Here is a 26,190-nt window from a genome sequence, read left to right on the forward strand (position 1 = left end):
CACAGCGACGACACCCTCATGGTGTCCCCACCGGCGTGCGCCCAGGACACCACCCGAAGGGGGCCGCATGTCACCTGACGCCGACGTGATCGACATCCACCCCGCCCGGCACCAGCGGGTGCTGATGCTCTCCTGGGAATACCCGCCCGTGCTGGTCGGCGGCCTCGGCCGGCACGTGCACGCCCTGGCCACCGCCCTGGCCACCGCCGGGCACGAGGTCACCGTGGTCACCCGGCACGCCGAGGGGGCGCCGCTGGAGGAGTACGCCGACGGCGTCCGCGTCCTGCGCGCCCCCGAGGACCCGGTGACCTTTCCCCTGGCCACCGGGTCCCTGCTGGCCTGGACGATGGCGTTCAACCACACCCTGACCCGGACCGCCCTGCGGGCCACCGACACCGCCGACTTCGACGTGATCCACGCCCACGACTGGCTGGTCGGGCACACCGCGGTGACCCTGGCCGAGCACCTCGACCTGCCGCTGGTCACCACCATCCACGCCACCGAGGCCGGCCGGCACCAGGGTTGGCTGCCCGGCGAGCTGAACCGCACCATCCACGGCGTCGAACACTGGATCAGCAACGCCTCGGCCCGGGTGATCGCCTGCTCCGGTTACATGCGCGCGCAGGTGAGCCGGCTGTTCGACGTGCCGGCCGGCCGGGTCGACGTGGTGCCCAACGGGGTCGACGAGCGGGCCTGGCGGGCCCGGCCGCGCGCGGTCGCCTCGGCACGGGCCCGGTTCGCCGGGGACGGCCCGCTGGTCGGTTACGCCGGTCGGCTGGTCTATGAGAAGGGCGTGCAGCACCTGGTGGACGCCGTGCCGCACCTGCGGGACCGGCACCCGGGGCTGCGGGTGGTGATCGCCGGGGACGGCCCGTACAAGGACGAACTGGTCGACCAGGTGCGGCGGCTGCACGTCGCCGACAGCGTCCGGTTCGCCGGGTTCCTGGACGCCGGGCAACTCCCGGCGGTGCTCGCCGCCACCGACGCGACGGTCGTGCCGAGCCTCTACGAGCCGTTCGGCATGATCGCCCTGGAGGCGGCGGCGGCCGGCGCTCCGCTGGCCGTGGCGAGCACCGGCGGGCTGGCCGAGATCGTCGAACCGGGCGTCACCGGGGTGACCTTCCCGCACAGCGACCCGGGCGCGCTCGCCGGTGCGGTCGACCGGCTCATCGGCGACGAGGTCTTCGCCCGCCGGGTGGCCCGCCGGGCCCGCACCATGGTCGGCGAGCGGTACGGCTGGGCGGCCATCGCCGCACGTACCGTGAGCAGCTACGCCACCGCCCGCCGCGAACACGGCGGCTTCCAGGCCCGGCGGGCGGCGATGCTGCTGGCCGGCGGTCGACAGCGGGTCAGCATCCCGGAGGGCAACCTGCTGGCGCTGGACGGCGCGGCATGCTGAGTGGACCCGGACCAGACAACCGATAGGTCCGTCCCGATCCATTGGCTACGGTGTACCTCGGCCGATGGTGAGGAGAACGGTGCAGCAGGTAGTGATCGCCGGCCGGTACCGCCTGTTGAACCTGGTGGGCCGGGGTGGCATGGGTCGGGTCTGGCTGGCCCGCGACGAGCTGTTGCACCGCGAGGTGGCGATCAAGGAGGTGGTGCCCCCCGCCTGGTTGGCCGACGACGAACGCGACGAGTTGCGGCTGCGGACCCTGCGCGAGGCGCGTACCGCAGCCCGGCTCAACCATCCCCACGTGGTCCGGGTCTACGACGTGGTGCAGGTCGAGGAACGGCCGTGGATCGTGATGGAGTACGTCCTGTCGCAGTCGTTGCAGGCGGTGCTGGACACCACCGGCCCGGTCGCCCCGGTGCGCGCCGCCGAGATCGGCCTGGCGCTGCTGGCCGCGTTGCGTGCCGCGCACTCCGCCGGGGTGCTGCACCGCGACGTGAAGCCGCAGAACGTCCTGGTCGCCGACGACGGGCGGGTGATGCTCACCGACTTCGGGCTGGCCACCTTCGACGGTGGTGACGGGCTGATGACCCGTCCCGGGATGGTGCTCGGCTCGCCGCAGTTCGTCGCCCCGGAACGCGCCGCCGACGGGGTGTCCAGCGTGGAGGCGGATCTGTGGTCGCTCGGGGCCACCCTGCACGCCGCCGTGGAGGGCCGCTCCCCGTACGCCCGCAGCACCGCGATGGCCACGCTGGCCGCACTGGCCACCTCCCCACCGGACCCGGCGCCGCACGCCGGGCCCCTGCGCCCGGTGCTGGACGGGCTGCTGTTGCGCGACCCCCGGCAGCGGATCGGCCACGACGAGGCGGGTCGCCGGCTGGAGGCGGTGGCCCGACCGACGCCCCACTCCGAGCCTCCCACCGTGGTGCTGCCGGTCGCCCGTTCGGTGGGCGTGGCCCGGCCGCACCGGCCGGGCGACGGCGAGCCGGCCGACCGGCCGACGGAGCGGCCGTCGAGGAGTCGCGCGGAACGCGACGCCGAACGGGTGTGGGGGCCGCCCGGTCGCCGGGTCCCCGGTGACACGGGTGAGCGACCCACCACGTCCCCCGCCCCGGCGGCGTCCGGCGTCGCCGGCCCGGAGTCGGCGGGCCGGGAGTCCAGCCGTCCCGGGCCGGGCGGCGGGACACCGGACGGCCTGCCGACGGGCGGCCCGGGGGCGGGCGGAACCGCCCCCGGCGGCCCCGGTACGGGACCCGGCGAGCCGGGAGGGCGCGGGCCCGGGGCGGACAGCCCGGGACAGGGCGGCCCGGGAGGACGTGGCCCGGGGCGGGGCGGCGCGGGTGCGGGGTCACGACGGGCGACCGGAACGGGTGGGGTGGTCGGGATGTTCACCCGGCTGCCCGGAGGCACCCGGGGCTGGCTACTGGCCGGGGTGACGCTGACGGTGGGGGCGACCGTGGGAATCGGCACCACCTTCGCGATCGACCACGACGAGCAGCGGGCCGCGCCGGGCGTCACCGACGCGCCGACCAGCAGCACGCCCTCGACCCGCCCGTACGGCCCGCCGGGTCCCGACCAGGGCCGGCCGGGCCCACCGCCCGGCGCGCCGGGCCTCGTGCCACCGCCCCTGCCGTGCCTACGACCCGATCCGGTCGGCACGAAGGTCACCGGCCGACCGGCGACCCTGGACGACGGATTCCGACCCCCGGCCGGCTGGTCCTGGTACGACGGTGCCGGCTTCCGGATCGCCGTACCGGTCGGCTGGCTGCGCATCCAGGAGGGGCAGGTGGCCTGCTTCCGCGACCCGGGCAGCCGCCGGACGCTCAGCGTCGAGCCGCTGACCGGCGGCGGCGGTGGCGCGTTGGACCGGTTGCGGGCCGAGGAACGCACGCAGTTCGGCTTCGACGCCCTACCCGGGTACGACAAGATCAGACTGGACGCCTTCGGCGGTGACGGCGCCCAGTGGGAATGCCGCTGGGACACCCCGTTCGGCGGCCGGGAGCACGGGCTCCGCATGATCCCGGGAGGGGACCTGTCCGGGTTCATGCTCAGCTGGTCCACCGCCGACGAGGACTGGGATGACTCGACCGGCCAGCTGCGGGTGGTCCGGGAGAGCTTCCGGGGCCGGTCGACCGAGGTCACCTCGCCCACCTGACCGGCCCCTCGACGGCCGTCCGCCACGGGGAAGGGACCCCGGCACTGCGCCACCCCCGGCGGCCCGGCCACCACCCACCGCTGCCACCCGCCTCCGGCACCGCCCCCACCACCCTCGCTGCGGTCGAGAAACCGCAGCTCGGTGGCTACCCTGACAGGGGGGCAGTCGAGGGGGAAAGTCGTGCAGCAGCAGCTGGTCGCGGGGCGCTACCGCCTGCTCGATCTGGCCGGCACCGGCGGGATGGGTCGGGTCTGGCTGGCGCGCGACGAGATGCTGCACCGGGACGTCGCGGTCAAGGAGGTCGTCCCACCCCACTGGCTCGCCGAGTCCGAGCGCGAGGAGCTGCGGCTGCGGACGCTGCGCGAGGCGCGCACCGCGGCCCGGCTCAACCACCCGAACGTGGTCCGCATCTATGACGTGGTGCACGACGGGGACAGCCCCTGGATCGTGATGGAGTACGTCCCGTCCCGGTCGGTGCAGCAACTACTCAGCGCCGAAGGCCCGCTGGACCCGCAGCGGGTGGCCGGGATCGGGCTGGCGGTGCTGGCCGCGCTGCGTGCCGCGCACTCCGCCGGGGTGCTGCACCGGGACGTGAAGCCGCACAACGTCCTGGTCGCCGACGACGGTCGGGTGGTGCTCACCGACTTCGGGCTGGCCACCTTCGACGGTGGCGACGGGGCGATGACCGGCCCGGGGATGGTGCTCGGCTCGCCGCAGTTCGTCGCCCCCGAGCGGGCCCGCGACGGGGTCTCCGACCCGCGTACCGACCTGTGGTCGTTGGGCGCCACCCTCTACGCGGCGGTGGAGGGACAGTCCCCGTACGCCCGCGCCAGCGCGATGGCGACGTTGAGCGCCCTGGCCACCGAGCCGCCCGACCCGGTGCGCCGGGCCGGGCCGCTGCGCCCGGTGCTGGAGGGTCTGCTGCGTCGCGAGCCGGGTCGACGGCTCACCGCCGCCGAGACGGAGTCGTTGCTGCACGCGGCGCTCGCCGCGACGCCCGGCGGGCCGGGAACGGGCAGCCCGCCCTTCGTCGGACCGCAAGCGCCCGGCGCGACATCCGAGCGGCCGGCGACTCCCACCGGGCCGGCGGGCGTCAGCGCGCCCCCGGCCGCCGGGCAGCCGGCATTCGGGGCGTCGGCCGCCGGGCAGCCGGCATTCGGGGCGTCGGCTGGAGAGGGTCCGGCCGACGGGGGCACCCCACCGTTGCCGGCGGCGGGTGCGCGCCGCCGTTGGCGGCGGATCGCCCTGGTCGCGGCGGCCGTCGCGGGCACGCTGCTGGCCGGGGTCGGGACGACGCTCGCCCTGCGCGACGGTGCCACCACGCCGTCCTCGCCGGGCGGCGGGGCAGGCAACCCGGTGGCCCGGCCGGCGGCCTTCCCGTGCGCCGCGCCCGCGCCGGCCGACGCCACCCCGGTCCGGTCCGCGCCGCCCCCGAGGGGTGAGCGGTTCGGCCTGGTCCCGGGGTGGACCTGGTACGAGGATCCGACCGGGTTCCGGATCGCCGCGCCGGCCGGTTGGCTGCACTACTCCGAGGGCGGGGTGACCTGCCTGCGTGAGCCGGGTGGCCCCCGGGTGTTGAGCGTGGCCCCGGGGGACGCGCCGACCGACCCGGTGGCCCACTGGAAGAGCGAGGAACGCCGGCTCACCGACGACGGCCGGCTCGCCGGTTACCGCCGGGTGGAGATCTCCCCGCTGGACATGTTCCGCGGCGGCGCGCTGTGGGAGTGCGAGTGGACCGGCGCGGCCGGCCGGCTGCACACCGCCCGGCTGCTGGTACGGGTCACCCGGGACCGCGCGTACACCGTCTCATGGCTGACAAACCAGTTCGACTGGCAGGTCAACGCGACATACTTCCTGATGATCAGGCAGAGTTTCCGCCCCGCCGACTGACACCCTCCCCTGTGGACCGTCCGGGTGATTGCCCTGTCGGCGGCGGTTCTGGCACAGTGGCGTAGCGTTGTCGATCAAGAACCTGGGGAGGGGCGAGGCGAGATGATGGGACCGTCCCATGCACTGTCCGGCGCGGCGGTGTGGCTGACCGGGTCGTGGGCGCTGGATCAGTTCGCCGACTACCACCAGTCCCCGCTGGCGCTGGCCGTCGGCACGGCGGTCTGCGCCGGTGGCGCACTCTTTCCCGACCTCGACCTCTCCGGCAAGGTCACCCGCAACCAGGGCGGCGCGACGGTGGCCCGCACCTTCGGCGTCTTCTCGCTCTTCGTCGCCGAGGTGATGGAGAAGATCTCGCTCGGCGTCTACTACGCCACCAAGCTCAGCCGCGACCCGCGCCGCAACAACGGCCACCGCACGCTGACCCACACCATCCCGTTCACCGTGCTGGTCGGCTGGGGCACCACCACGCTCTGCGCCGCGTACGGCAAGTGGGCGGTGGTGAGCATCCTGTTCTTCATGATCGGGCTGGCGCTGCGCGGGCTCTTCGACGAGTGGGCCGAGCGGGCCGGCTGGGTGATCGTCACCCTCGTCTCGGCCGCCGCCGCCTGGTTCACCTTCGCCAACCTGCCCGGCGACCGTGGCTACCCGATGATCGGGTTGGCGGTCGGGGTGGGCTGTTTCGTGCACATCCTCGGCGACATGATCACCAAGGCCGGGGTGCCGATCCTCTGGCCGATCCCGATCAAGCGCCGGATGTGGACGATGATCGGGCTGCCGAACAGCATCGCCCTGCGTACCGGCAGCAAGGCGGAGGTGGTCGTGTTGCGGACCGCGCTGACGGCGCTCTCCGTCCTCGCTGCGGTCGGCCTGGTCGCCCCCTCGGTGCTGCAACGGTTCAACATCGAGGTCTGACCGGCCGGCGCACCGCCACCTGGCCCGGCGTCGGCCTGCTACCCCGGATCAGGGCGGCACCGGCCGATCCCGACGGACCACCACCGGACCAGCCATCCCTGGAACGCTCCGGCAGGTCCCGGCAGGCGGACCGCGACGGGACCGGCCGAACGTGGGACGGCCCGGGAGCGCGGCGCACGCCTACGATGCGACCATGTCCGCCCCCGGGACCCACCCTCTCGCCGGATCCCGGCGCGGGCGATCGCTCGCCGGCCTGCTGACCCTGCTGTCGCTGGTCCTCTTCGGGGGCGTGCTCTGGGACGCCGGGTATGCCTGGCTCTATCCGGCGGCGCGCTTCCTGCACCGACCGCTGCCCCTGCTCGGGCTGGCCACGCTGGCCGCACTGACGCTGGTGGCCGCCGGCTGGCTGGCCGCCCGGCACCCTCCCGCCTCGACGGTGCTGCGGCTCACCACGCTCGGCTGTGCGGTGCTGCTCGGTGTGGGCACCGGCGCCTGGGGCATGTTCCGCACCGGCTTCGCCTCGACCGTCGAGCGGGACTCGACGCTGGCGGTCTCCCCCGACGGCCGGTACGCGGTGGTCCGGCTGGACACCCGCGACTGGAAGGACCTCCCGCACACCGAACTGCGGGTGCGATCCCGGGCCGGCCTGCTCAGCCACGACGCGGACCGGGAGTTGGTCACCTGCCGTGACGGCTGGCCGCACGGGTGGGTCGACGCCGAGTTCATCGACGAGCGGGTGGTCCGGGTCGCGATGGCCGACCGGCCTGCGGTCACCGTCACCTTCGACCGACGACTGCGCCCCCGACAGCCGGTGGAAGCCTGCCGCCCGGCCGACGGTTGATCAGACGCCGACCCGTTGCGGTGGCACAGTGAGGCCGTAGAGCGCCATCAGCTCCGGGGTGTCCACCCGGTTGCCGTCGGCGACCGAGTCACAGGCGATGTCGACGATCTGGTCCTTGTGCGCCAACAGGTACGGTCGGGCTCCGACGTCGGAGCTGGCCAGGGTGGCGATGCCGGCCCAGTGCCGGCGGCCGAAGAGCATCGGGTAACCGCGCAGCCCGTCGTAGGTGGCGCAGGCCAGCACGTCCGGGTACGGCAACGCAGCCACCCGCCGGACCGCCGCCGGGGTGAGGCCGGGCATGTCGACCGGGACCACCACCACCGCCTCGACCCGCTCGTCGGCCAACGCGGCCAGGCCGGCCCGGATCGACGAGCCGACTCCGGTCCCCCAGGCCCGGTTGACCACCACGGTGGCGGAGCTCAGGTCGGCCGCCGCCCGGACCTCGTCGGCCGCCGCGCCCAACACGACCACCAACTGCCCGCACCCGGCCTCGGTCATCGTGTCGATCATGCGGCTGACCAGCGGCCGGTCCCCCTGGCACAGCAACGCCTCGGGACCGCCGAGCCGACGTCCCCCGCCCGCCGCCATGATCATTCCTGCAGTACGCACACCCGGTGCAACGAGCCCCCCAGGAATCAGTGTCGGCGCGAAAGGGATATTTCACGCGTATAACCCGGCTCAGCCCTCCGCCGTCCCCGGTGATCAAGAGGTTCACGTCAGGGAACCCGGTCCAGCTGACCTAAACCTCTTGATCACCGGGCCGGGGCGGGGCGGGCCGGGGCGGGGACCGGCCGGGGCGGGGGTGGGGTGGGGTGGGGTGGGGTTAGGCGTGGGCGTAGCAGGGGACGGTGGAGAGGTCCAGGGGGAAGCGGACGGGGGTGTCACCGAAGAGGAGTGTCGAGGCGCGTGCTCCGGCTCGGCGGATCGCCTCGGTCACCGCGTCGGCCAGCTCGGCCGGACAGTGCACGACCACCTCGTCGTGCTGGAAGAAGACCAGCTCGCCGCCGACCCCGGCCAGCTCGCCCCGGAGCGTGGCGAGCAACGTCGAGGCCCACTCGGCGGCGGTGGCCTGGATGACGAAGTTCCGGGTGAAACGGCCCCGGGCCCGCGCGGCCCGGGCCCGGGGTGAGCGCGGGTCCGCCCCTCCGTCCGGGTCCACCGGGTCGTCGTCACCGTCGCCGAAACCGGCCGTTCCCGGCGGGCAGGTCCGCCCCAGCCAGGACCGGACCAGGCCGCCCGCCTCGCCGGTACGGGCCGCCGCCTCCAGGTATCCGAAGGCGGTCGGATAGCTGCGCTTGAGCACCGCCAGGGCGGGCAGCGCCGCGCCGCCGGTCTGCCCGTACATCGCGCCGAGCAGGGCGAGCTTGGCGCGGGCCCGGTCACCGGCGAAGGAGTCCTGGGCCAACGCCGCATAGAGGTCACCGGCCGCACCGGCGGTGGCCAACCGGGCATCGCCGGAGACCGCGGCGAGCACCCGGGGCTCCAACTGGCCGGCGTCGGCCACCACCAGCTGCCAACCCGGATCGGCCACCACCGCCCGGCGGATCACCTTGGGGATCTGCAACGCCCCGCCGCCCCGGGTGGCCCACCGGCCGGAGACCACCCCGGCGGGGACGTATTCCGGGCGGAACCGGCCGTCGCGGACCCAGGCGTCCCGCCAGGCCCAGCCGTGGGCCGTCCAGATCCGGTACAGCTCCTTGTATTCGAGCAGCAGCGGCACCGCCGGATGATCGACGCCGCGTAGCACCCAGGCCCGGGTGTTGGGCAGCTCCACGCCGACCCGGGCGAAGGCGCGCAGCAGTTCGGCCGGGGAGTCGGCGTGCAGTTGCCGGACGCCGAGCGCCGCCGCGATCCGGGCGGCCAACTCGGCCAGCCGCCGGGGTGGGCCGCCCATCGGGGACGCCTCACCCAGCAGCTCGGCGAGGAGCTCGCCGTGCACGTCGACCCGCCAGGGCAGCCCGGCGGCGGCCATCTCGACCGCGACCAGCGCGCCGGCCGACTCGGCGGCGACCAGCAGCCGGAACCGGCCGGGATGGGCGGTGGCGGCGATCCGGGTGAGCTGGTCGGCGTACACCCGGGTCAGGGTGTCGATGCCGGGGGCCGGCGGGCCGGGGACGGTCTCGAAGAGCGCGGCCTGGCCGTGACCGGGTGGCGCGGGCGGCCGGGCCGGCGGGTCGGGTGGGACCACGGCCCCGGTGAGCCGGGCGTACGCGGCGGCGGGCGAGCGGGGCTCGCCCCACCGGCCGGCGTGCCCCAGCAGCAGCGCCTCGGTCAGCTCCACGTCGTGGCAGCGCTCGACGCGCGCCCCGGCGCGCAACAGGGCGGGGTAGACCGCCGCGCCGGAGCCCCACACCCAGCGGGGACGCTCGGCGGCCTCGCGGGCGGCGACGGCGCCGGGCAGGTCGTCGACCAGGTCGACCGTGCCGACCGGTCGACCGGCGGCGTCCAGCGGCTGGAGCCCGCCACCACCCCGCTCGCCCGCCACCACCGCCACCACCGCCACGACCCGATTCTGCCCCGTCCCTGTGACACCCCGACCGATCCCGCCCGGTCGCCAGGTCCGTCCCGCCGGTCGCCGCCACCTACCGACCGGCCGGCGGACGGCCGGCGGACGGCTCGCCGCCGCGCTGACGGGGCGGGGGTGACAGCCTACGAACCACTCGCCGCCGCGCTGGCCGGACGGGGTGCCGCGGCGCTGGCCGGAGGGGATTGTGCGCGAGGGAGAGGTATGCCCAGCTGGCATATTCATGCCAGCTGGGCATACCGGTCTTCACACATGAGGTTCTGTCCGGCCCGGGAACCGACGCCCGGGAACCGAGGCCCGGGAACCGAGGGGCCCTGCCACGTGGCCGCGCACGGCTTCCGGCGGCAGCGCGGAGCGCCAGCCGCCCCGGCGGCGGAATGGCGAGGGGTTCACCTCGCCGCCGGGACGGACGTGGACTACTTGACCGCGCCGGAGGTCAGCCCGGACTGGATCTGTCGTTGGAAGATCGCGTACACGAGGATCATCGGGAGGATGGCGATGGTCAGGGCGGCGAACAGGCCCGACCAGTCGGCCTCGTAGCCGGCGTTGACCGAGATGTCGGCGATGCCCTGGGTGAGCACCCACTTGTCCTTGGCGTTGGAGAGCAGCACCAGGGGCAACTGGTACTGCGCCCACTGCCCGATGATGTTGAAGATCGCCACGCTGATCAGGCCCGGCTTCGCCATCGGCAGCATCACCTGGAAGAACAGCCGGGTGTGCGAGCAGCCGTCGATCATGCCGGCCTCGGCCACCGAATTGGGCAGCGTCCGGAAGAACGCGGCGAGGAAGAAGATGGTGAACGGCAGCGAGTAGGCGATGTAGACCAGGATCACGCCGGTGTGGGTGTCCAGCAGGCCCAGGTTGCGGACCACGAAGAACAGCGGCACCAGCGCCAGGAAGACCGGGAAGGCCAACCCGGAGACGAACAGGTAGTAGATCGCCCGGTTGCCCCGGAACTTGTACCGGGCCAGCACGTACGCGGCCATCGAGCCCAGCAGCATGGTGCCGAAGGTGCTGCACGACACCACGAAGACGCTGTTGAGGAAGTACCGGCCGACGTGCGCTTTGGTCCAGGCCCGGCCGAAGTTCTCCCAGCGCAGCTCCGCCGGCAGCGTCCACGGGCTGCTGAAGATCTCGCCGGTGTTCTTGAACGCGGCCAGGAACGTCCAGAGGATCGGCACGATGACGATCACCGCCCAGACGGCGAGCGCCAACTGACCGAGCCCGCTGAACAGTCGTACCTCGTGGTGCTCGCCCCGGGCCCGGCGGGCGGGGATGGCGGGCCGGTCCGGCGGGGTGTCCGCCGAGGCCGGCGGCAGCGTCGTCTGTGCGGCCATCTCAGTACTCCACGCTTTCCCGCTTGGTCAACCGCAGCGTCAGCGCCGCGAACGTGAGGGTGAGGAAGAACAGCGCCACGCCCATCGCCGAGGCGTAGCCGTACTTCGAGTAGACGAAGGCGTTGCGGTAGATCTCCACCGCCAGCACCGTCGTCGCGCCGTCCGGACCGCCGCTGTCCACCGAGAGCACCGCGACGATGGCGAACGCGTCGAACGCGGCGATGCCGAGATAGACCCAGGCCACCTGGAGGGTGTCCCAGAGCAGCGGCAGGGTGACCCGGAAGAAGAGCATCACCTTGCTCGCCCCGTCCATCTCGGCCGCCTCGTAGATCTCACCCGGGATCGAGGCCATCCCGGCCGAGAAGAGCACCACGTAGAAGCCGACGGCCTGCCAGACCAGCACCGCGATGATCGACCAGAGGGCCAGGTTGGGCCGGATCAGGAACAGCACCGGGTCCAGGCCGATCTTCATCAGCACGCCGTTGATCAGGCCGGACTCGTTGGGCCGGTAGACCATCTGGAACAGCACCGCGATGATGGCCACGGCCAGGACCTGGGGGAAGAAGAACACCACCCGGTAGAACTTCGCCCCCCGGACCCCCTGCCGCTGGCCGCCCACGCTGCGCCCGCCCACGTTGAGCAGGAAGGCGAAGAACAGCGCGATGGCGATCGTGATCAGCGGCAGGGCAAGCAGCAGTACGCCGTGGTGCTGGACCGCCTGCCAGAAGCGCCCGTCGTCGAGCAGCCGCCGGTAGTTGTCGAAGCCCACCCACTGCGGGGCGGACAGCCCCCGCCAGTTGGTCATCGAGATCTGGAACGCCTGCGCGTACGGTGCGATGACGAAGACCACGTACAGCGTGACCGGGGCGAAGAGGAACCCGATCACGAACGGATACTTGCCGTGCCGCATGATCCCGCTACTCCGATCGGTCAGCGCGTGAACTTGGCGACGGAGCTGTCCTTCTTGATGGCGTCGGCCCGCTTCTGGATCCGCTCCACGAAGGCGTCCGCCTTGATCCGGCCGAACATCAGCTCGTTGGTGGCGGTCCGCGCCTCCGTGTCGAGCTCCTTGTACCAGCCGTCGAAGTACAGGTTGAACACGTCCTTGCCGGCGGCGGCGAGGGCGGCCTGCGAGCTGGCCACGCCGGGCGGGAAGGCGAAGCCCTGGCTGCCGGCGGTGACCACGGTCGGGGCCTTGACCACCTCGGTGAAGCCCTTCGCCCCGGCCACCGAGAGCATCTGGCGCATGTACTCCAGACCACCGCGCGGGTTCTTGCTCTTGGCCGAGACGAAGTAGCCCTCACCGGCGGTGGCCCGCACCGCGGTGCCCGGCAGCTTGTCCGAGCCGGACAGGCTCGGCACCGGCATGAGCTGGTAGTCGAAGCCGGCCGGGGTGTCCTTCTTCTGCTCGCCCTCCAGCCAGTCGCCGCTGGGGTAGAAGGCCAGCTTGTACTGGTTCTGCCGCAGCTGCACGTCGGTGTGCTTGAGCCCCTCGAAGCTCTTGTCGACGTACTTCGCGCCGATCTCGGCCCACGCCTGCGCGGCCTGCTTGACCGCGTCCTGCTGCCAGGCGCCGTCTTCCAGGTTGTCGATGTTCTTGAGGACGTCGGTGCCGCCGATCTTCGCGGCGTGGGTCAGGATCACGTTCCACTGGTAGTAGGCCGCGTTCGCCCCGGCGTAGCCGTACGGGGTGATGCCCTTGGCCTTGATCTTGTCGAGCAGGGCGGTGAACTCCGACCAGTCCTTCGCCGGCGCCCAGCCGTTCTCCTTGAACAGCTTGCCCGAGTACCAGACGCCGAAGACGGTGGAGACGTAGTACAGGACGTACGGCTTGCCGTTGAACGAGCCGGCCTCGACGGTGCCGGGGACGACGGTGTCGCGGACCTTCTTGCCCGGGTCGTCGACCGACGGGGCGTCCCACAGCTCGGTGAGGTCCATCAGCTGCCCGTCGGCGACCAACGAGCCGAAGTCGATCAGCTTCTCGCCGGAGTTGTTGACGAACTCCGGCGGGTTGCCCGAGGCGAACCGGGGCTGGAGCACGGTGGAGACCGCCTGGGTGGACTGGTGCTTGATCTCCGCCTTGGGGAACGCCTTCTTGTAGAGCGGCTCGTGCACGTCGGTGGCGTACTTCTCGCCGTAGCCACCGTTGAAGATGACCACCTCCAGCGGGGCGTCCTCGGCGGCGCCGAGCGGGTTGGTCGCGCTCTTGGTGCCCTCCTCGGCCTTGGTGTTGCTGCCCTCGTCGGAGCCGCTGGTGGCGCAGGCGCCGAGCAGGCCGACCACCGGCGTGGCGAGCAGGCCCGCCGCGGCGGTACGGCCCAGCAGGGTGCGGCGGCTCAGTGGGGTCGGGGTCTCGGGGGTATTCGACATCGTCGTCTCTCCTTGGGTGTTCGGGTCAGGCGGTCCGCCGGAGACGCCCGGCGTAGCGCGACTCGAGGGCGAGGTTGTGCGCGTCCCCACCGGGGACGTTGGCGGAGAGGTAGATAGGGGGTACCTCTCCGGCCTGGTGGAACCGTCGGACGACCTCCGCGGTCACCAGTTGCGCCAGCAGCGCGGAGGTGACCGAGGAGACCGCACAGACCGCGCCGCCGCCGTCGAGCGGCAGCAGTGCGTCGCCGTACGGTGCGCCGTTGTCCAGCACGACGTCGGCGAGTTCGGCGAGTCGGTGACCGGACGGGTGGCGGGGCGCGACCCGTGCGGTGTGCGCGACCGAGGTGACCGCGATCAGCGGGTGGCCACGCCCGGTGACCAGCGTCGCCAGCTCGACGACCGAGCCGTTGATGCCGGACTGGGAGGCGATCAGGAAGACGTCGGCCGGCTGCGGTCGGGCCAGCGGGTAGAGCTGGTGGGCCACGGCCGGGTCGCGTTCCAGCTTGGGGTCGGTGAGCACGTCGCGCGGGGCGTCGCCGTGCAGCACCAGGTCGTGCAGGCTGAGCCGGTTGGTGGGGACCAGGCCGCCGGCGCGGGCCACCAGTTCGGCGGCGAACGCCTCGGAGTGGCCGGCGCCGAACGCCTGGAGCACCCCGCCGGCGCGCAGGCTGGTGGCGATCAGGTCGGCGGCCCGGCCGATCGCCTCGGCCTGGGAGTCGACCAGCCGGTCGAGCACCGGCCGGACGGCTCGCGCGTACCCCTGGGCACTGATCATGAGGTGGTCCCCTTCGCGGCCTTGTGCCCGTCGACGGCCTGGGCGGTACGCCGGAAGGCCGCGTGGGCGCGGTCGTGGGTGCGCTGCGCCACGGCGATGTAGAGCAGGTCGAGCACGACGAGCTGGGGGTGCCGGGCGGACAGCGCGTCCGGCCGGAAGGTGGTGGCCTGGCTGGCGGTGAGCAGGACGATGTCGGCCAGCTCGGCCAGCGGGGAGCGCGGGAACCCGGTCAACGCCACGGTGGTGGCTCCCCGGCTGCCCGCCTCGGCCAGCATCTCGATGGTCTCCCGGGTCTGCCCGGTGTGCGAGATGCCCAGGGCCACGTCGCCGACGCCGAGCAGCGCGGCGCTGGCCAGCCCCTCGTGCACGTCGCTCCAGGCCCACGCCGCCACTCCGATGCGGTGCAGGCTGAACTGCATCTCCTCGCCGACCAGGGCGCTGCCGCTGGCGCCGAAGATGTTGACCCGGGCCGCGCCGGCGATGGCGACGGCGGCCCGTTCCACCTCGGCGAGGTCGAGCAGGGTGGCGGTGTCGTGCATGGCCCGGGTGTCGGCGGCCATGATCTGGTCGAGTACCCGGGCGAGCGGGTCGCCGGGCTGGATCTCCCGGCCGATGTCCACGGTCCAGCCGGCCGAGCGGGCCCGGCCGGTCTCGGAGGCGATGCCGAGGCGCAGGTCGGCGTAGCCGTCGAAGCCCATCGCCCGGCAGAACCGGGTGATCGTCGCGGGTGAGGTGCCGCTGCGTTCGGCCAGCTCGACGATGGTGGCGCGGGCCGCTGCCTCCGGATCGCTGAGCACCTGCTCGGCGACCCGGCGCAACGCTCCCGTCAACTCCCCCACGCCGGCCCGGACCCTGGCCAGCACTCCGTCCGCACCCCGCCGGTCGACCGGCTCGGCATCGACCACCGCGGTTGCCGCGGTGGTGTCCGCCTCATGCTCGGCCATCGACGCACCTTTCGGAAAAGAGTGTTAACTGTTAGTGGTAAAAGTTCTTACTGAAGGCCCCTTCCTGTCAAGACCGTGGGCGAAGTTTTCAAACTGTTACCTGCCGGCGTACCCCGCCGACGGCCATCGATCTTGCTCGCGAGGGCCGCGCCGACCAGCATGGACACCACCCACACCGCCACCTCCGGGAGGTCCGGGAGCATGTCCGACACCGTCGTGGTCGGCCTCGACGTCGGGGGTACGTCCACCCGGGCGACCGCCCTGACCCTCACCGGCGAACGCCTCGGCACCGGCCGGGCCGGCGGCGGCAACCCCACCAGCCACGGTGCCGACCGGGCCGCCGCCGAACTGTCGACCGCACTGCGGGAGGCGCTGCGCGGGGTCGATCCGGCCCGGGTCCGCGCCGGGGCCATCGGCCTGGCCGGGGCCGGCCGGTTACGCGCCGACCCGGCCGGTCGGGCCGCCTTCGACCGGGCCTGGTCGGACGCCGGCCTGCGCTGCCCGTACACGGTGCACAGCGACGCCCTCGTCGGGTACGCCTCCGGCACCGCCGCACCCGACGGCACGATCCTGATCGCCGGCACCGGGGCGATCGCCGCCCAGGTGCGCCGGTGGCGACTGGACCGGGTCGCCGACGGGCACGGTTGGCTGCTCGGCGACGCCGGCTCCGGATTCTGGCTGGGCCGGGAGGCGGTACGCGCGCTCCTGGCCGACCTGGACGCGGGCCGGGCACCGGGGCCACTGGGCCGCACGGTCCTCGTCGACCTGCTGGGGGACGACTGGGTCGCCGAGCGCCCCCGGGACACCGTGGACGCGGTGGTCCAGGCGGTCACCCGCCGGCCGCCGGTCGAGCTGGCCCGACTCGCCCCGCTGGTGGTCGACGCCGCCGTCGACGGGGAGCCGGTGGCGGCCGAACTGATCCCCCGCGCCGCCGCGCACCTGGTCACCAGCGTCGGCCGGATCCGCCCGGACGACGCGACGACGCCACTGGTGCTCGGCGGTGGGCTGCTCACCGGGGACACCCCGCTCGGCGCGGCGGTCCAGGTCGAGGTGGGCCGGCGCTGGCCGGACGCCCCGGTCCGCTCGGCCGGGGACGGCGCGGCGGCTGCGGCCTGGCTGGCCGCCCGCACCCTGCCCGACGTCACCGACCCGGCCGCCCGGCACGCGCTGCTGGTCCCGTCGGCCGACTGACCGCCCACCGACGCGTAGCGCGCTGCCCGCCGACGAGGCGCAATCACCAGGCCGGCGTCCCGGAGCACCCGTAGGTGTCCGGAGAGGCCGGGATGAACGCATGTCGGAACGCGCGGCGAGCGCCTGCACCGGCTGCTCGCCGCGCCCGCAAGCGACCGCAGCAAGCCGGCGGGACCGACCTTATGGTCGTTATCGGTCAGGCAGCCACCGTGGTGTGCGTCCCGGCATGCGCCCGCTGGCGAGCCGGGACGGCCGGCATGCCCCCGCTGTCTCAGGTCTGGGTGGGGAAGCCGAGGTTCACCCCGCCGTGGCGCGGGTCCAGCCAGCGGCTGGTGACCACCTTGCCCCGGGTGAAGAACCGCACCCCGTCCTCCCCGTGGGCGTGCAGGTCACCGAAGAGGGACGCCTTCCACCCGCCGAACGAGTAGTAGGCCATCGGCACCGGGATCGGCACGTTGATTCCGACCATGCCGACCTCCACCTCGTGCTGGAAACGCCGGGCCGCCCCACCGTCGTTGGTGAAGATCGCCGCGCCGTTGCCGTACGGGTTGGCGTTGACCAGGGCGACCGCCTCGTCGTACGAGTCGACCCGGACGACGCCGAGCACCGGGCCGAAAATCTCGTCGGTGTAGATCGACATGTCCGGGGTGACGTGGTCGAACAGGGTCGGGCCGAGCCAGAAGCCGCCCGGTTCGCCGTCCGGCACCACGTCCCGGCCGTCCACCACCGGCACCGCGCCCGCCGCCACCCCGGCCGCGACGTAGGACCGGACCCGTTCGGCGTGCGCGGCGGTGACCAGGGGACCCAGGTCGCCGCCGCGTCGGCCGTCGCCGGTGCGCAGCCCCGCCATCCGGTCGACGATCTTCGCCACCAGGGCGTCGGCGATCGGCGCCACCGCGACCAACGCCGAGATCGCCATGCACCGTTCCCCCGCCGAGCCGAACCCGGCGTTGACCGCCGCGTCGGCGGCCAGGTCCAGATCGGCGTCGGGCAGCACCACCAGGTGGTTCTTCGCCCCGCCGAGGGCCTGCACCCGCTTGCCGGCCAACGTGCCACGCCGGTGCACGTGCCGGGCGACCGGGGTGGAGCCGACGAACGACACCGCCCGCACCCCGGGGTGGTCCAGCAGCGCGTCCACCGCCTCGGCGTCGCCGTTGACCACGTTGAGCACCCCGTCGGGCAGGCCCGCCTCGGCGAACCACTCGGCCAGCAGCAGCGCCGCGCTCGGGTCCTTCTCGCTCGGCTTGAGCACCACCGCGTTGCCGCAGGCCACCGCCACCGGCACGAACCACAGCGGCACCATCACCGGGAAGTTGAACGGCGAGATCACCGCCACCACCCCGAGCGGCTGCCGCAGGCTGTACGAGTCGACCTCGGTGGAGACGTTCTCGCTGAAACTCCCGCGCAACGCCGAAGCGACGCCGCAGGCGTACTCGATCACCTCAAGGCCGCGCTGCACCTCGCCGGCGGCGTCGGCGAACACCTTGCCGTGCTCGGCGGTGATCACCTCGGCGAGCCGGTCACGCCGGGCGTGGACCAGCTCCCGGAAGGCGAACAGCACCGCCGTCCGTCGGGCCAGTGAGGCGTCCCGCCAGCTCCGGGCGGCCCGCTCGGCCGCCTCGACCGCGCCCGCGACGTCCGCCGCGTCGGCCAGCGCCACCCGGCCGGTACGCCGCCCGGTGGCCGGGTCGAAGACGTCCCCGTGCCGTCCGGACGTCCCGTCGATCCGCTTCCCGTCGACGAAGTGCCCGATCCGGGTCGCGTCGCCCGCCGCCACCGGCCCCGCCGCGGCCACCGCCGATGCCTCGGCCACCGCCGGCGCGGCGGCCTGCGGGCCGGGTGGTGGCGTCTGCCGGGCCGGACCGCCCGTCGCGCTCATCGCGCCGCCTCCGCCGCCACGGCGGAACGGATCGCCTCGACCAGGATGGCCAGCCCCTCGCGGGCCTCGTCCTCGGTGAGGGTCAGCGGCGGGCCCATCCGCAGCACGTTGCCGTGCAGGCCGCCCTTGCCGACCAGCAGGCCGCCGGCCCGGCACGCCTCGAGGACCCCGGCGGCCAACGCCGGATCGGGCTCCAGCCCACCGGGCCGGACGAACTCCACGGCGAGCATCAGTCCCTTCCCCCGCACCTCGGCGACGCCGTCGAGGTCGGCGACCGTGGCCCGCAGGCCGTCGAGGAGGATCGCGCCGACCCGGGCCGCGTTGGCCTGGAGGTCGTGGTCGCGCAGGTAGTCCAGGACCGCGTTGCCGGCGGCGGTGCAGAGCGGGTTGCCACCGAAGGTGGAGAAGCTGATCGCCGGCACCGACTCCATGATGTCCGCCCGGCCGACCACCCCGGCCAGGGCGAACCCGTTGCCGATGCCCTTGGCGAAGGTGAGCAGGTCCGGGGTGACCCCGTGCGCCTGGTAGCCCCAGAAGTGCTCGCCGGTACGCCCCCAGCCGGTCTGCACCTCGTCGGAGATGAGCAGGATGCCGTGCTCGTCGAGCACCTTGCGCCAGCCGGCGAACAACCCGTCGGGCGGGGCGACGAAACCACCGACGCCCTGGATCGGCTCGGCGATCAGGCAGGCCACGTCGCCGCTGGTCTGGGTGGCGAGCACCTCGCGCAGGTCCTCCACGGCGGCGTCCATCCGGTCGGCCTCGGGCAGCCGGGCGAGCAGCCCGCGCAGCCGCTCACCGGAGTGCAGCCAGGCCACCTGGAGCGGGTTGTGCGCGCTGGCCGTCCAGCTCCGGTGGCCGGTGATCCCCATCGTCGCGTACGACCGACCGTGGTAGCTGTTGCGGACGGCGAGGATCTGGTGCGACCGACGGTGGTTGGTGGCGACCAGCAGCGCCGCCTCGTTCGCCTCGGTGCCCGAGTTGGTGAAGAAGACCCGGGCGTCCGGGATGCCGGCGAGCGAGGTCACCTTCTCGGCCAGCTCCACCTGTTGCCGGATCAGATAGAGGGTGGAGGTGTGCACCAGGCCGGTCCGCAGTTGACGCTCCACCGCCTCGCGGATCTCCGGGATGTCGTAGCCGATCATGTTGGTCAGCACACCACCGAAGAAGTCCAGGTAGCTGCGCCCCTGGGCGTCGGTGACCCGGCGGCCGGACCCGGCGACCAGCTCGATCGGCTCGGCGTAGTAGAGCGGCATCCAGGACGGGAGCACGGCCCGGTGTCGGGCCAGCAGGTCGTCGGCGGTCATCGGCACACCCTTCAGCGGCGGCGGCTTGCGCGTCCCTCGCACGCTGCCACCCCGACCGGCCGACGACAACTGGCACTGTGTAGCCCCGCAGCCGTCCACACCTGACACCGCGTCACCCGGCCCGGCACCATGGGGGGCGCGTGGTCGGGTTCGCGGCCCGCGCCGTACGTCGGGATCGCGGCCGCGCCGGGATCGAGGTCGCGGGCCGACGGATCAGCCGGCGGCGGTGTCCCGGATCGCCTCGGCGAAGACCTCGGAGCGGTGCTCGAAGTTGCGGAACCGGCCATAGCTGGGCGCCGCCGGCGAAAGCAGCACCACCCCGTCGGCCGGGGTCACCGACCGGGCCAGCCGGACGGCGTCCACCAGGTCGTCCACCACCTCGGTACGCACCTTCGGCAACCCGGCCAGCGCCGCCACGATGCGGGAACCGCTGTCCGGAATCCCGATCACGGTCAGCTCCCGCTCGGCCAGGTGCGTGGCCAGCGGCGCGTAGTCCAGCCCCCGGTCGGTGCCACCGACGATCACCGTCAACGGCCGCCCGTCGTACGCGTCGATCGCGTGCATCGCCGCGTACGGGCTGGTGGCGAGGGTGTCGTCGACGAAGGTGAGGCCGGACGGGTCGGCGATCTCGGTGAGCCGGTGGGCCAGCCCGTGGAACCCGGCGACCGCCACCGCCAGGGTGTCCTTGTGGGCGACGACGTCGACCCCGAGCGCGTCGAGCACCGCGAGCGCCACGCAGAGGTTGCCCGCGTTGTGCCGGCCGACCAGCGGCAGCACCCCCCGGGCGAACAGCGGCCGGTCGCCGAGGTGGAACCAGTCCGTGCCGTCCGGGCCGGTGGCCACGTGCACGCTGTCCGGCAGGCCGGCGCGGATCACCGCCCGGTCGCCCAGCTCCAGCGCGAGGCGGGGGTCGTGGCCGTTGACCACCACCGTCCGGGGGCCGTACGCGATCAGGTTGAGCTTGTCCCGGTAGTACTCGGCCTCACCGCCGTGCGCGTCCAGGTGTTCCGGGAACAGGGCGGTGACCACCGCGACCCGGGGTGACTCGGTCAGGTCGCTGCACTGGTAGCTGGACAGCTCCAGCACGTACCGCTCGGCGTCGGGCAGGTCGAGGGTGGGCACGCCGATGTTGCCGCCCAGCACGTTGGGCCGGTCCACCGCCGCGAGCAGGTGGCTGATCAGGCTGGACGTGGTCGACTTGCCCTTGCTGCCGGTGACCCCGATCGTCCGGTCGGCGTGGTCGGCCATCCACAGCGCGGTGCCCTGGGTGACGGTGACCCCCCGCGCGCGCAGCTCGACCAGCCACGGGTGGGTGTTGGGCACCCCCGGGGAGCGCACCACGATCTCGGCGGCGGCCAGCCGGGCGTACCCCTGCTCGCCGGTGACCAGCGGCGCGGCCTCGGCGAGCGGGCCCTCCCAGGGCAGACTGAGGAAGTTGGCGCTGTCGTCGACGGCGACCAGGTCCGCCGGGCCGTGCGCGGCGATGGCGGTCACGGCGGCGCGGCCCTCCCGGCCGGCCCCCCAGACGGCGACGGTACGGCCGCGCAGATCGGACAGGCGCACGAACTCTCCCTGAGGTGTCGACGGCGGGGCGGCGGCCCGGTCCGGCGCAGCGGACCCGACCGGACGAACCAGGGCCTAGTATGGCGTGTGCCCAACGAGCAGCTCCGGCGGATGGACGCCTTCACCTTCCCGTCGTACGCGATCGACCTCGCCACCGGCGAGGCGTTGTTCGACTACGCCCTGACCGGCCCCGACGGTGAGCAGCGGTTCACCGAGGCGATCACGCTGCCGCTGCCGGCCGAGCCGCCGTCGGACGAGACGGTGGCCACCCTGGGCCGAGTCCTGGAGCTGCTGCACGTGGTCGCCGGGGTCAGCTACTACAAGGCCGCCGCGCCGCCGAGGCTGGTGCTGCCCGCGCCGCTGGGAGCCGCCGCCACCGCGCTGGTCACCGCCGTCTACACCAAGGGCCTCGCGGAGTACGCCTACCGCAACCAGCTCCCGCACGTGCTGGAGCTGCGCCCCGAGGTGCCGGCCGGCGAGGTACCGCCGCCCCGGGTGTACGACGACTCCGACCGTCGTCCGCTGTCGGCCGTCGGCGGGGGCAAGGACTCCATCGTCAGCCTGGAGGCGCTGCGCCGGGCCGGCTTCGACCCGGTGCCCTTCTCGGTCAACCCCAACCACGTGATCGTCTCGGTCAACGAGGCGTCCGGGTTGCCCGCGCTGGCTGCCCGGCGACGGCTCGACCCGGTGCTGTTCGACCTGAACGCGGCCGGCGCGCGCAACGGGCACATCCCGGTCACCGCGATCAACTCGCTGATCGCGGTCGCCACCGCCGTGCTGCACGGGCTCGGGCCGGTGGTGATGTCCAACGAGCGGTCCGCGTCCGACCCGAACCTGATCTGGAACGGTCACGAGATCAACCACCAGTGGTCCAAGGGGGTCGAGGCCGAGGGGCTGCTGCGGGCGGCGCTGGCCGAGCACGCCGGGCTCACCGAGCCGTACTTCTCGCTGCTGCGTTCGCTGTCGGAGCTGCACATCGCCCGGCTGTTCGCCACCATCGACCGCTACGACGCGGTGGTGACCAGCTGCAACGCCGCGTTCAAGCTGCGCGACGCCAGCGCCCGCTGGTGCCGCAACTGCCCGAAGTGCCGGTTCGTCTTCCTGGCCATGGCCCCGTTCATGCCCCGGGAGCGGGTGGTCGGCATCTTCGGCGGCGACCTGCTGGCCGACGAGGCGCAGATCCCCGGCTACCGGGAACTGCTCGGCGTGGACGGGCACAAGCCGTTCGAGTGCGTCGGCGAGGTCGAGGAGTCGGTGGTGGCGTTGAGCCTGCTCGCCGCGCAGGACCAGTGGCGCGACGCCCCGGTGGTCCGCACCCTGGTCGAGGCGGTCCCCCCGACCGCCTGGTCCACCGCCGCCACCTCCGACGTCTTCACCCCCACCGGCCCCCACCACATCCCCACCCCGTACACCAAAACCCTGGACTCCCTCACCTGACCCACCCTGCCCCACCCTGCCCCACTCCCGCCCCGCCCCGCGCTCGCCCGGCCCCGCCTCGTCCCGTCCCGTCCCGTCCCGTCTCGTCTCGTCCCGTCTCGTCTCGTCCCGTCTCGGTGATCAAGAGGTTTACGTCAAGATTTAGCGTTCTGCTGACGTAGACCTCTTGATCACCGGGGCGAGCGCCGGGCGGGGGCGGGGCGGCAGGCTCGGGGGCGGGGCGGGGCGGGGCGGGGTGGGGTGGGTTAGGGGGTGCGGATGGCGTCCAGGGCCAGCAGGGCTACGTGCAGGGAGAGGCAGGCTTCTACCGAGTCGAGGTCGACGCCGAGGATGCGGCCGATCCGGGCCAGTCGCTCGTAGAAGGCCGGTCGGGACAGGTGCGCGGCGGCCGCGCCGGCCGACTTGTTGCGGCCCTGCTCCAGGTAGGCCCGCAGGGTGCCGAGCAGTTGCTCCCGGGGGTGCTGGGCGTCGTGGGCCAGCAGCGCGCCGAGTTCCCGCTCGACGAAGGTCTGCAACCGGGGCTCGTCGCGCAGCAGGTGCAGCACACCGGCCAGCCCGACGTGCGGCAGCCGGAAGATCGGCAGGTCCCGGCGGTCCCGGCGGGCCGCCTCGGCGAGCTGTCGGGCCTCGACCAGCGACCGGCGTACCTCCCGCAGGCTCCCCACCCCGGAGCCGGCGGCGACGATCACCGTCAGCCGGTGGCCGCTCCCGCCGGGCGACGGCTGGTCGGGGTGGCGGCGGCGCAGCGCGGCGGCGAAGGCGGCGAGGGCGCGCTCCTCGGCGGCGGCGTCCGGCAGGGCGAGCAGGACGCCCACCGCCTGGTCGTCGACCGGGCTGGTCAGGCCGGACAGCTTCGTCTCCCGGAGGGCCTGGCCGACCGCCTCGGCGAGATCACGCAGCCGGGCCGGGCCGGCCTCCGGGTCCGGCGAGGTCGTCGGTGCCGGCCGGGCGGTCGGAGGCGGGGGCGGGCCGGGTCCGTCGACCGGCGGTCCGCCCTCGCCCGGCGAGGGGTGGCCCGCCGTGGTGTCGCGGCGGTGCCGGACCATGATGCCGACCAGGTGCCGGCGGTCCAGGGTCACCCCGAGCGCCCTGGCCCGCAGGGCGATCTCGTCCACCGGGCGGGAATGGTCGAGCAGGGCGGTGAGCAGCGTGCGGTGCAGTTGCCGCTCCAGCCCCTCGGCGTCCCGTCGGATCAGCCGACCCAGCGCCAGCGTCGAGGCCGCCCGCTCCACCAGGATGGTCAGTCGGGTGGGCGGGGCGCCGACGGGCCGACCGTCACCAAGGTCCGCGCCGGCCGGCCAGCGCAGCAGCAGCCGACCCCAGTCCTGTCCGCGCGCGCCGACGGTGGTCACCAACCAACCGCTGGCCACGTCGTACGCCGTCCGGCCGGTGGGACGGATCCGTCGGGAGTGCTGCTCCCAGCCGTCGAGCAGCAGGTCGGCGCTCTCCCCCGCCGGGTCGTAGGCGAGGACCTGCCGGGACAGGTTCTCCAGCACCACCGGGCAGCCGGCCAGCTCGGCGGCCTGCCGGACCACCTCGGCCGCCCCGGCGCCCTCGACGGACAGGTCGGTGAACCGCTGGTGGATCTCCTCGGTGGCCCGCAGCTCGTGTAGTTGGGCGTCGACGATCAGGGCGTGCACCGCCTCGGTGATCCGGACGAACGGGGTGGCCCGCCGCAGCTCGACCAGGGGCAGCCCGCGCCGCTCGGCGGCCACGACCATCACCCGGGGCACCTCGGCCGGATAGCGGCGGCCCAGCTCGACCACCAGACCGGAGACGCCCACCTCGGCGAGGTCGCCGATGAAGGCGCGGAGCCCGGCGTCGTCGGCCGGTAGCCCGATGCCGGTGGTGAGCACCAGTTCCCCGCCGCCGAGCAGGGTGGCGATGTCGGGCACCTCCGCGACGTGCACCCAGCGCACCGGCCGGTCCAGGCCGGCCTCCCCGGCCACCAGTCGTGGGGCACCGCGACGGACCGGGTCCAGCGCGAGCACCTCACGGACGGTAGGGAACACGGGCGACACGCTACCCTCCGTGATCCCTACCGCCGGCAGGCACCGTTGCCGCATTCGCCGGCCGACGCCGCGCCGCGGTGCCCGTCGTACCGACAGGCACCGTGACGGTCCAGATCGGTCGGCGGACGGCGCGGCACAGGTCGGTGGCGTTCGCTCCGGGGCGCAGCGCCGGCTGTCAGTCGACGCCGAACTCCATCGCGGCGCGGTCGAGCGCCTCGTCGTCGGCCGAGGCGACGCCCCGGGAGGCGATGGCCTCCGCGCCGCCCTGCGGCATCGCCCCGATCAGCCCGGTCGAGGCGGCCTGCGCCGCGCCGATCGCCCGCGGGGGGGTCGCCCCGCCGACCAGGCCCAGGGTGGCGTACTGCTCCAGCTTGGCCCGCGAGTCGGCGATGTCCAGGTTGCGCATGGTGAGCTGGCCGATCCGGTCGGACGGGCCGAAGGCCGAGTCCTCGGTACGCTCCATCGACAGCTTGTCCGGGTGGTAGCTGAACGCCGGCCCGGTGGTGTCCAGGATCGAGTAGTCCTCGCCCCGGCGCAGCCGCAGGGTCACCTCGCCGCTGACCGCGGTGCCGACCCAGCGCTGCAACGACTCGCGCAGCATCAACGCCTGCGGGTCCAGCCAGCGGCCCTCGTACATCAGCCGGCCGAGGCGGCGGCCCTCGGTGTGGTAGTTCGCCAGGGTGTCCTCGTTGTGGATGGCGTTGACCAGCCGCTCGTACGCGGCGTGCAGCAGCGCCATGCCGGGGGCCTCGTAGATGCCCCGGCTCTTGGCCTCGATGATCCGGTTCTCGATCTGGTCGGACATGCCCAGGCCGTGCCGGCCGCCGATGGCGTTGGCCTCCAGCACCAGGTCGACCGGGCTGCCGAACTCCTTGCCGTTGATCGTCACCGGGCGGCCCTGGTCGAAGCCGATCGTGACGTCCTCGGTGGGGATCTCCACGGACGGGTCCCAGAACCGGACCCCCATGATCGGGCTGACCGTCTCGATGCCGGTGTCGAGGTGTTCCAGGGTCTTCGCCTCGTGGGTGGCGCCCCAGATGTTGGCGTCGGTGGAGTACGCCTTCTCGGTGCTGTCCCGGTAGGGCAGGTCACGCTCCAGCAGCCACTCCGACATCTCCTTGCGCCCACCCAGCTCGGTGACGAAGTCGGTGTCGAGCCACGGCTTGTAGATCCGCAGCTGCGGGTTGGCCAGCAGGCCGTACCGGTAGAACCGCTCGATGTCGTTGCCCTTGAAGGTCGAGCCGTCGCCCCAGATCTGCACGTCGTCGGAGATCATCGCCCGGACCAGCAGGGTCCCGGTCACGGCCCGGCCCAGCGGCGTGGTGTTGAAGTACGCCCGGCCGCCGGAGCGGATGTGGAAGGCGCCGCAGGTCAACGCGGCGAGGCCCTCCTCGACCAGGGCGGCGCGGCAGTCGACCAGGCGGGCGACCTCGGCGCCGTAGCTGAGCGCACGTCCGGGCACCGAGTCGATGTCGGGCTCGTCGTACTGGCCGATGTCGGCGGTGTAGGCGCACGGGACGGCACCCTTGTCGCGCATCCACGCGACCGCGACCGAGGTGTCGAGGCCGCCGGAGAAGGCGATGCCGACACGTTCGCCGATGGGCAGGGAGGTGAGAACCTTGGACACAGGGAAGATTATGCACCTGCCCGCATTCTCATGCAA

The 26,190-nt window shown here is 73.6% G+C and carries 19 protein-coding genes; 7 read left to right on the forward strand and 12 right to left on the reverse strand.

Annotation, left to right across the window (positions count from 1 at the left end):
• The first annotated feature begins 67 nt into the window (after nucleotides 1–67).
• The 5 genes from GA0070216_RS00405 to GA0070216_RS00425 all read left to right on the forward strand — a co-directional run bounded on the left by GA0070216_RS00405 (nucleotide 68) and on the right by GA0070216_RS00425 (nucleotide 7,191).
• Entirely contained in the window at nucleotides 68–1,399 is a 1,332-nt protein-coding gene (locus tag GA0070216_RS00405; RefSeq protein WP_091237248.1) for a glycosyltransferase family 4 protein, read from the forward strand.
• Nucleotides 1,400–1,478: 79 nt separating this feature from the next.
• On the forward strand, nucleotides 1,479–3,548 hold the full coding sequence (locus tag GA0070216_RS00410) for a serine/threonine-protein kinase (protein WP_281190387.1): 2,070 nt from the start codon (nucleotides 1,479–1,481) through the stop codon (nucleotides 3,546–3,548).
• Between the two features lie 240 nt (nucleotides 3,549–3,788).
• A complete protein-coding gene (locus GA0070216_RS34945; protein ID WP_425413124.1) occupies nucleotides 3,789–5,438 on the forward strand; it encodes a serine/threonine-protein kinase in 1,650 nt (549 codons plus the stop codon).
• A gap of 102 nt (nucleotides 5,439–5,540) precedes the next feature.
• Complete coding sequence (locus GA0070216_RS00420) at nucleotides 5,541–6,350, forward strand: metal-dependent hydrolase (RefSeq protein ID WP_091237251.1); 810 nt, start codon at nucleotides 5,541–5,543, stop codon at nucleotides 6,348–6,350.
• Between the two features lie 193 nt (nucleotides 6,351–6,543).
• Nucleotides 6,544–7,191 (forward strand): hypothetical protein, encoded by a 648-nt coding sequence (locus tag GA0070216_RS00425; protein ID WP_091237252.1) that lies wholly within the window; start codon nucleotides 6,544–6,546, stop codon nucleotides 7,189–7,191.
• On the opposite strand, the gene GA0070216_RS00430 is transcribed toward GA0070216_RS00425, so the two are convergent.
• The 7 genes from GA0070216_RS00430 to GA0070216_RS00460 all read right to left on the reverse strand — a co-directional run bounded on the left by GA0070216_RS00430 (nucleotide 7,192) and on the right by GA0070216_RS00460 (nucleotide 15,141).
• Nucleotides 7,192–7,785 (reverse strand): nucleotidyltransferase family protein, encoded by a 594-nt coding sequence (locus GA0070216_RS00430; protein ID WP_091237253.1) that lies wholly within the window; start codon nucleotides 7,783–7,785, stop codon nucleotides 7,192–7,194.
• Between the two features lie 229 nt (nucleotides 7,786–8,014).
• A complete protein-coding gene (locus GA0070216_RS00435) occupies nucleotides 8,015–9,694 on the reverse strand; it encodes a bifunctional 3'-5' exonuclease/DNA polymerase (protein ID WP_245722229.1) in 1,680 nt (559 codons plus the stop codon).
• A 437-nt stretch (nucleotides 9,695–10,131) separates the two neighbouring features.
• Nucleotides 10,132–11,052 (reverse strand): carbohydrate ABC transporter permease, encoded by a 921-nt coding sequence (locus GA0070216_RS00440; protein ID WP_245722230.1) that lies wholly within the window; start codon nucleotides 11,050–11,052, stop codon nucleotides 10,132–10,134.
• A 1-nt stretch (nucleotide 11,053) separates the two neighbouring features.
• On the reverse strand, nucleotides 11,054–11,962 hold the full coding sequence (locus tag GA0070216_RS00445) for a carbohydrate ABC transporter permease (RefSeq protein WP_091237254.1): 909 nt from the start codon (nucleotides 11,960–11,962) through the stop codon (nucleotides 11,054–11,056).
• Between the two features lie 20 nt (nucleotides 11,963–11,982).
• Nucleotides 11,983–13,422, reverse strand: a complete 1,440-nt coding sequence (ngcE, locus tag GA0070216_RS00450; RefSeq protein WP_091237255.1) for an N-acetylglucosamine/diacetylchitobiose ABC transporter substrate-binding protein — start codon at nucleotides 13,420–13,422, stop codon at nucleotides 11,983–11,985.
• A gap of 25 nt (nucleotides 13,423–13,447) precedes the next feature.
• The gene (locus GA0070216_RS00455; protein ID WP_091237256.1) at nucleotides 13,448–14,197 is read right to left on the reverse strand and encodes a sugar isomerase domain-containing protein; all 750 of its coding nucleotides are present in this window, start codon (nucleotides 14,195–14,197) and stop codon (nucleotides 13,448–13,450) included.
• The gene (locus tag GA0070216_RS00460) at nucleotides 14,194–15,141 is read right to left on the reverse strand and encodes a MurR/RpiR family transcriptional regulator (RefSeq protein ID WP_091237257.1); all 948 of its coding nucleotides are present in this window, start codon (nucleotides 15,139–15,141) and stop codon (nucleotides 14,194–14,196) included. The genes GA0070216_RS00455 and GA0070216_RS00460 overlap by 4 nt, the downstream gene beginning before the upstream one ends.
• Nucleotides 15,142–15,342: 201 nt before the next feature.
• Here GA0070216_RS00460 and GA0070216_RS00465 point away from each other — a divergent pair, with 201 nt between their 5' ends.
• Nucleotides 15,343–16,332, forward strand: coding sequence for an N-acetylglucosamine kinase (locus tag GA0070216_RS00465; protein WP_091238742.1), 990 nt, complete (start codon nucleotides 15,343–15,345; stop codon nucleotides 16,330–16,332).
• 271 nt (nucleotides 16,333–16,603) lie between these two features.
• Here GA0070216_RS00465 and GA0070216_RS00470 read toward each other — a convergent pair whose 3' ends face one another.
• The 3 genes from GA0070216_RS00470 to murD all read right to left on the reverse strand — a co-directional run bounded on the left by GA0070216_RS00470 (nucleotide 16,604) and on the right by murD (nucleotide 21,078).
• Entirely contained in the window at nucleotides 16,604–18,211 is a 1,608-nt protein-coding gene (locus GA0070216_RS00470) for a CoA-acylating methylmalonate-semialdehyde dehydrogenase (protein WP_245722231.1), read from the reverse strand.
• Nucleotides 18,208–19,515, reverse strand: coding sequence for an aspartate aminotransferase family protein (locus GA0070216_RS00475; RefSeq protein WP_091237258.1), 1,308 nt, complete (start codon nucleotides 19,513–19,515; stop codon nucleotides 18,208–18,210). The genes GA0070216_RS00470 and GA0070216_RS00475 overlap by 4 nt, the downstream gene beginning before the upstream one ends.
• Nucleotides 19,516–19,728: 213 nt before the next feature.
• The gene (murD, locus tag GA0070216_RS00480; RefSeq protein WP_091237259.1) at nucleotides 19,729–21,078 is read right to left on the reverse strand and encodes a UDP-N-acetylmuramoyl-L-alanine--D-glutamate ligase; all 1,350 of its coding nucleotides are present in this window, start codon (nucleotides 21,076–21,078) and stop codon (nucleotides 19,729–19,731) included.
• Nucleotides 21,079–21,165: 87 nt separating this feature from the next.
• Between murD and GA0070216_RS00485 the strand changes: the two genes are divergently transcribed.
• On the forward strand, nucleotides 21,166–22,515 hold the full coding sequence (locus GA0070216_RS00485) for a MurL-like N-terminal domain-containing (protein ID WP_091237260.1): 1,350 nt from the start codon (nucleotides 21,166–21,168) through the stop codon (nucleotides 22,513–22,515).
• Between the two features lie 245 nt (nucleotides 22,516–22,760).
• On the opposite strand, the gene GA0070216_RS00490 is transcribed toward GA0070216_RS00485, so the two are convergent.
• Nucleotides 22,761–24,527, reverse strand: a complete 1,767-nt coding sequence (locus GA0070216_RS00490) for a PucR family transcriptional regulator (protein WP_483819053.1) — start codon at nucleotides 24,525–24,527, stop codon at nucleotides 22,761–22,763.
• Between the two features lie 175 nt (nucleotides 24,528–24,702).
• The gene (gene argG / locus GA0070216_RS00495) at nucleotides 24,703–26,154 is read right to left on the reverse strand and encodes an argininosuccinate synthase (RefSeq protein ID WP_091237262.1); all 1,452 of its coding nucleotides are present in this window, start codon (nucleotides 26,152–26,154) and stop codon (nucleotides 24,703–24,705) included.
• Between the last annotated feature and the right edge of the window lie 36 nt (nucleotides 26,155–26,190).

Source organism: Micromonospora matsumotoense (genome assembly GCF_900091525.1).
GTDB classification, from domain to species: domain Bacteria; phylum Actinomycetota; class Actinomycetes; order Mycobacteriales; family Micromonosporaceae; genus Micromonospora; species Micromonospora matsumotoensis.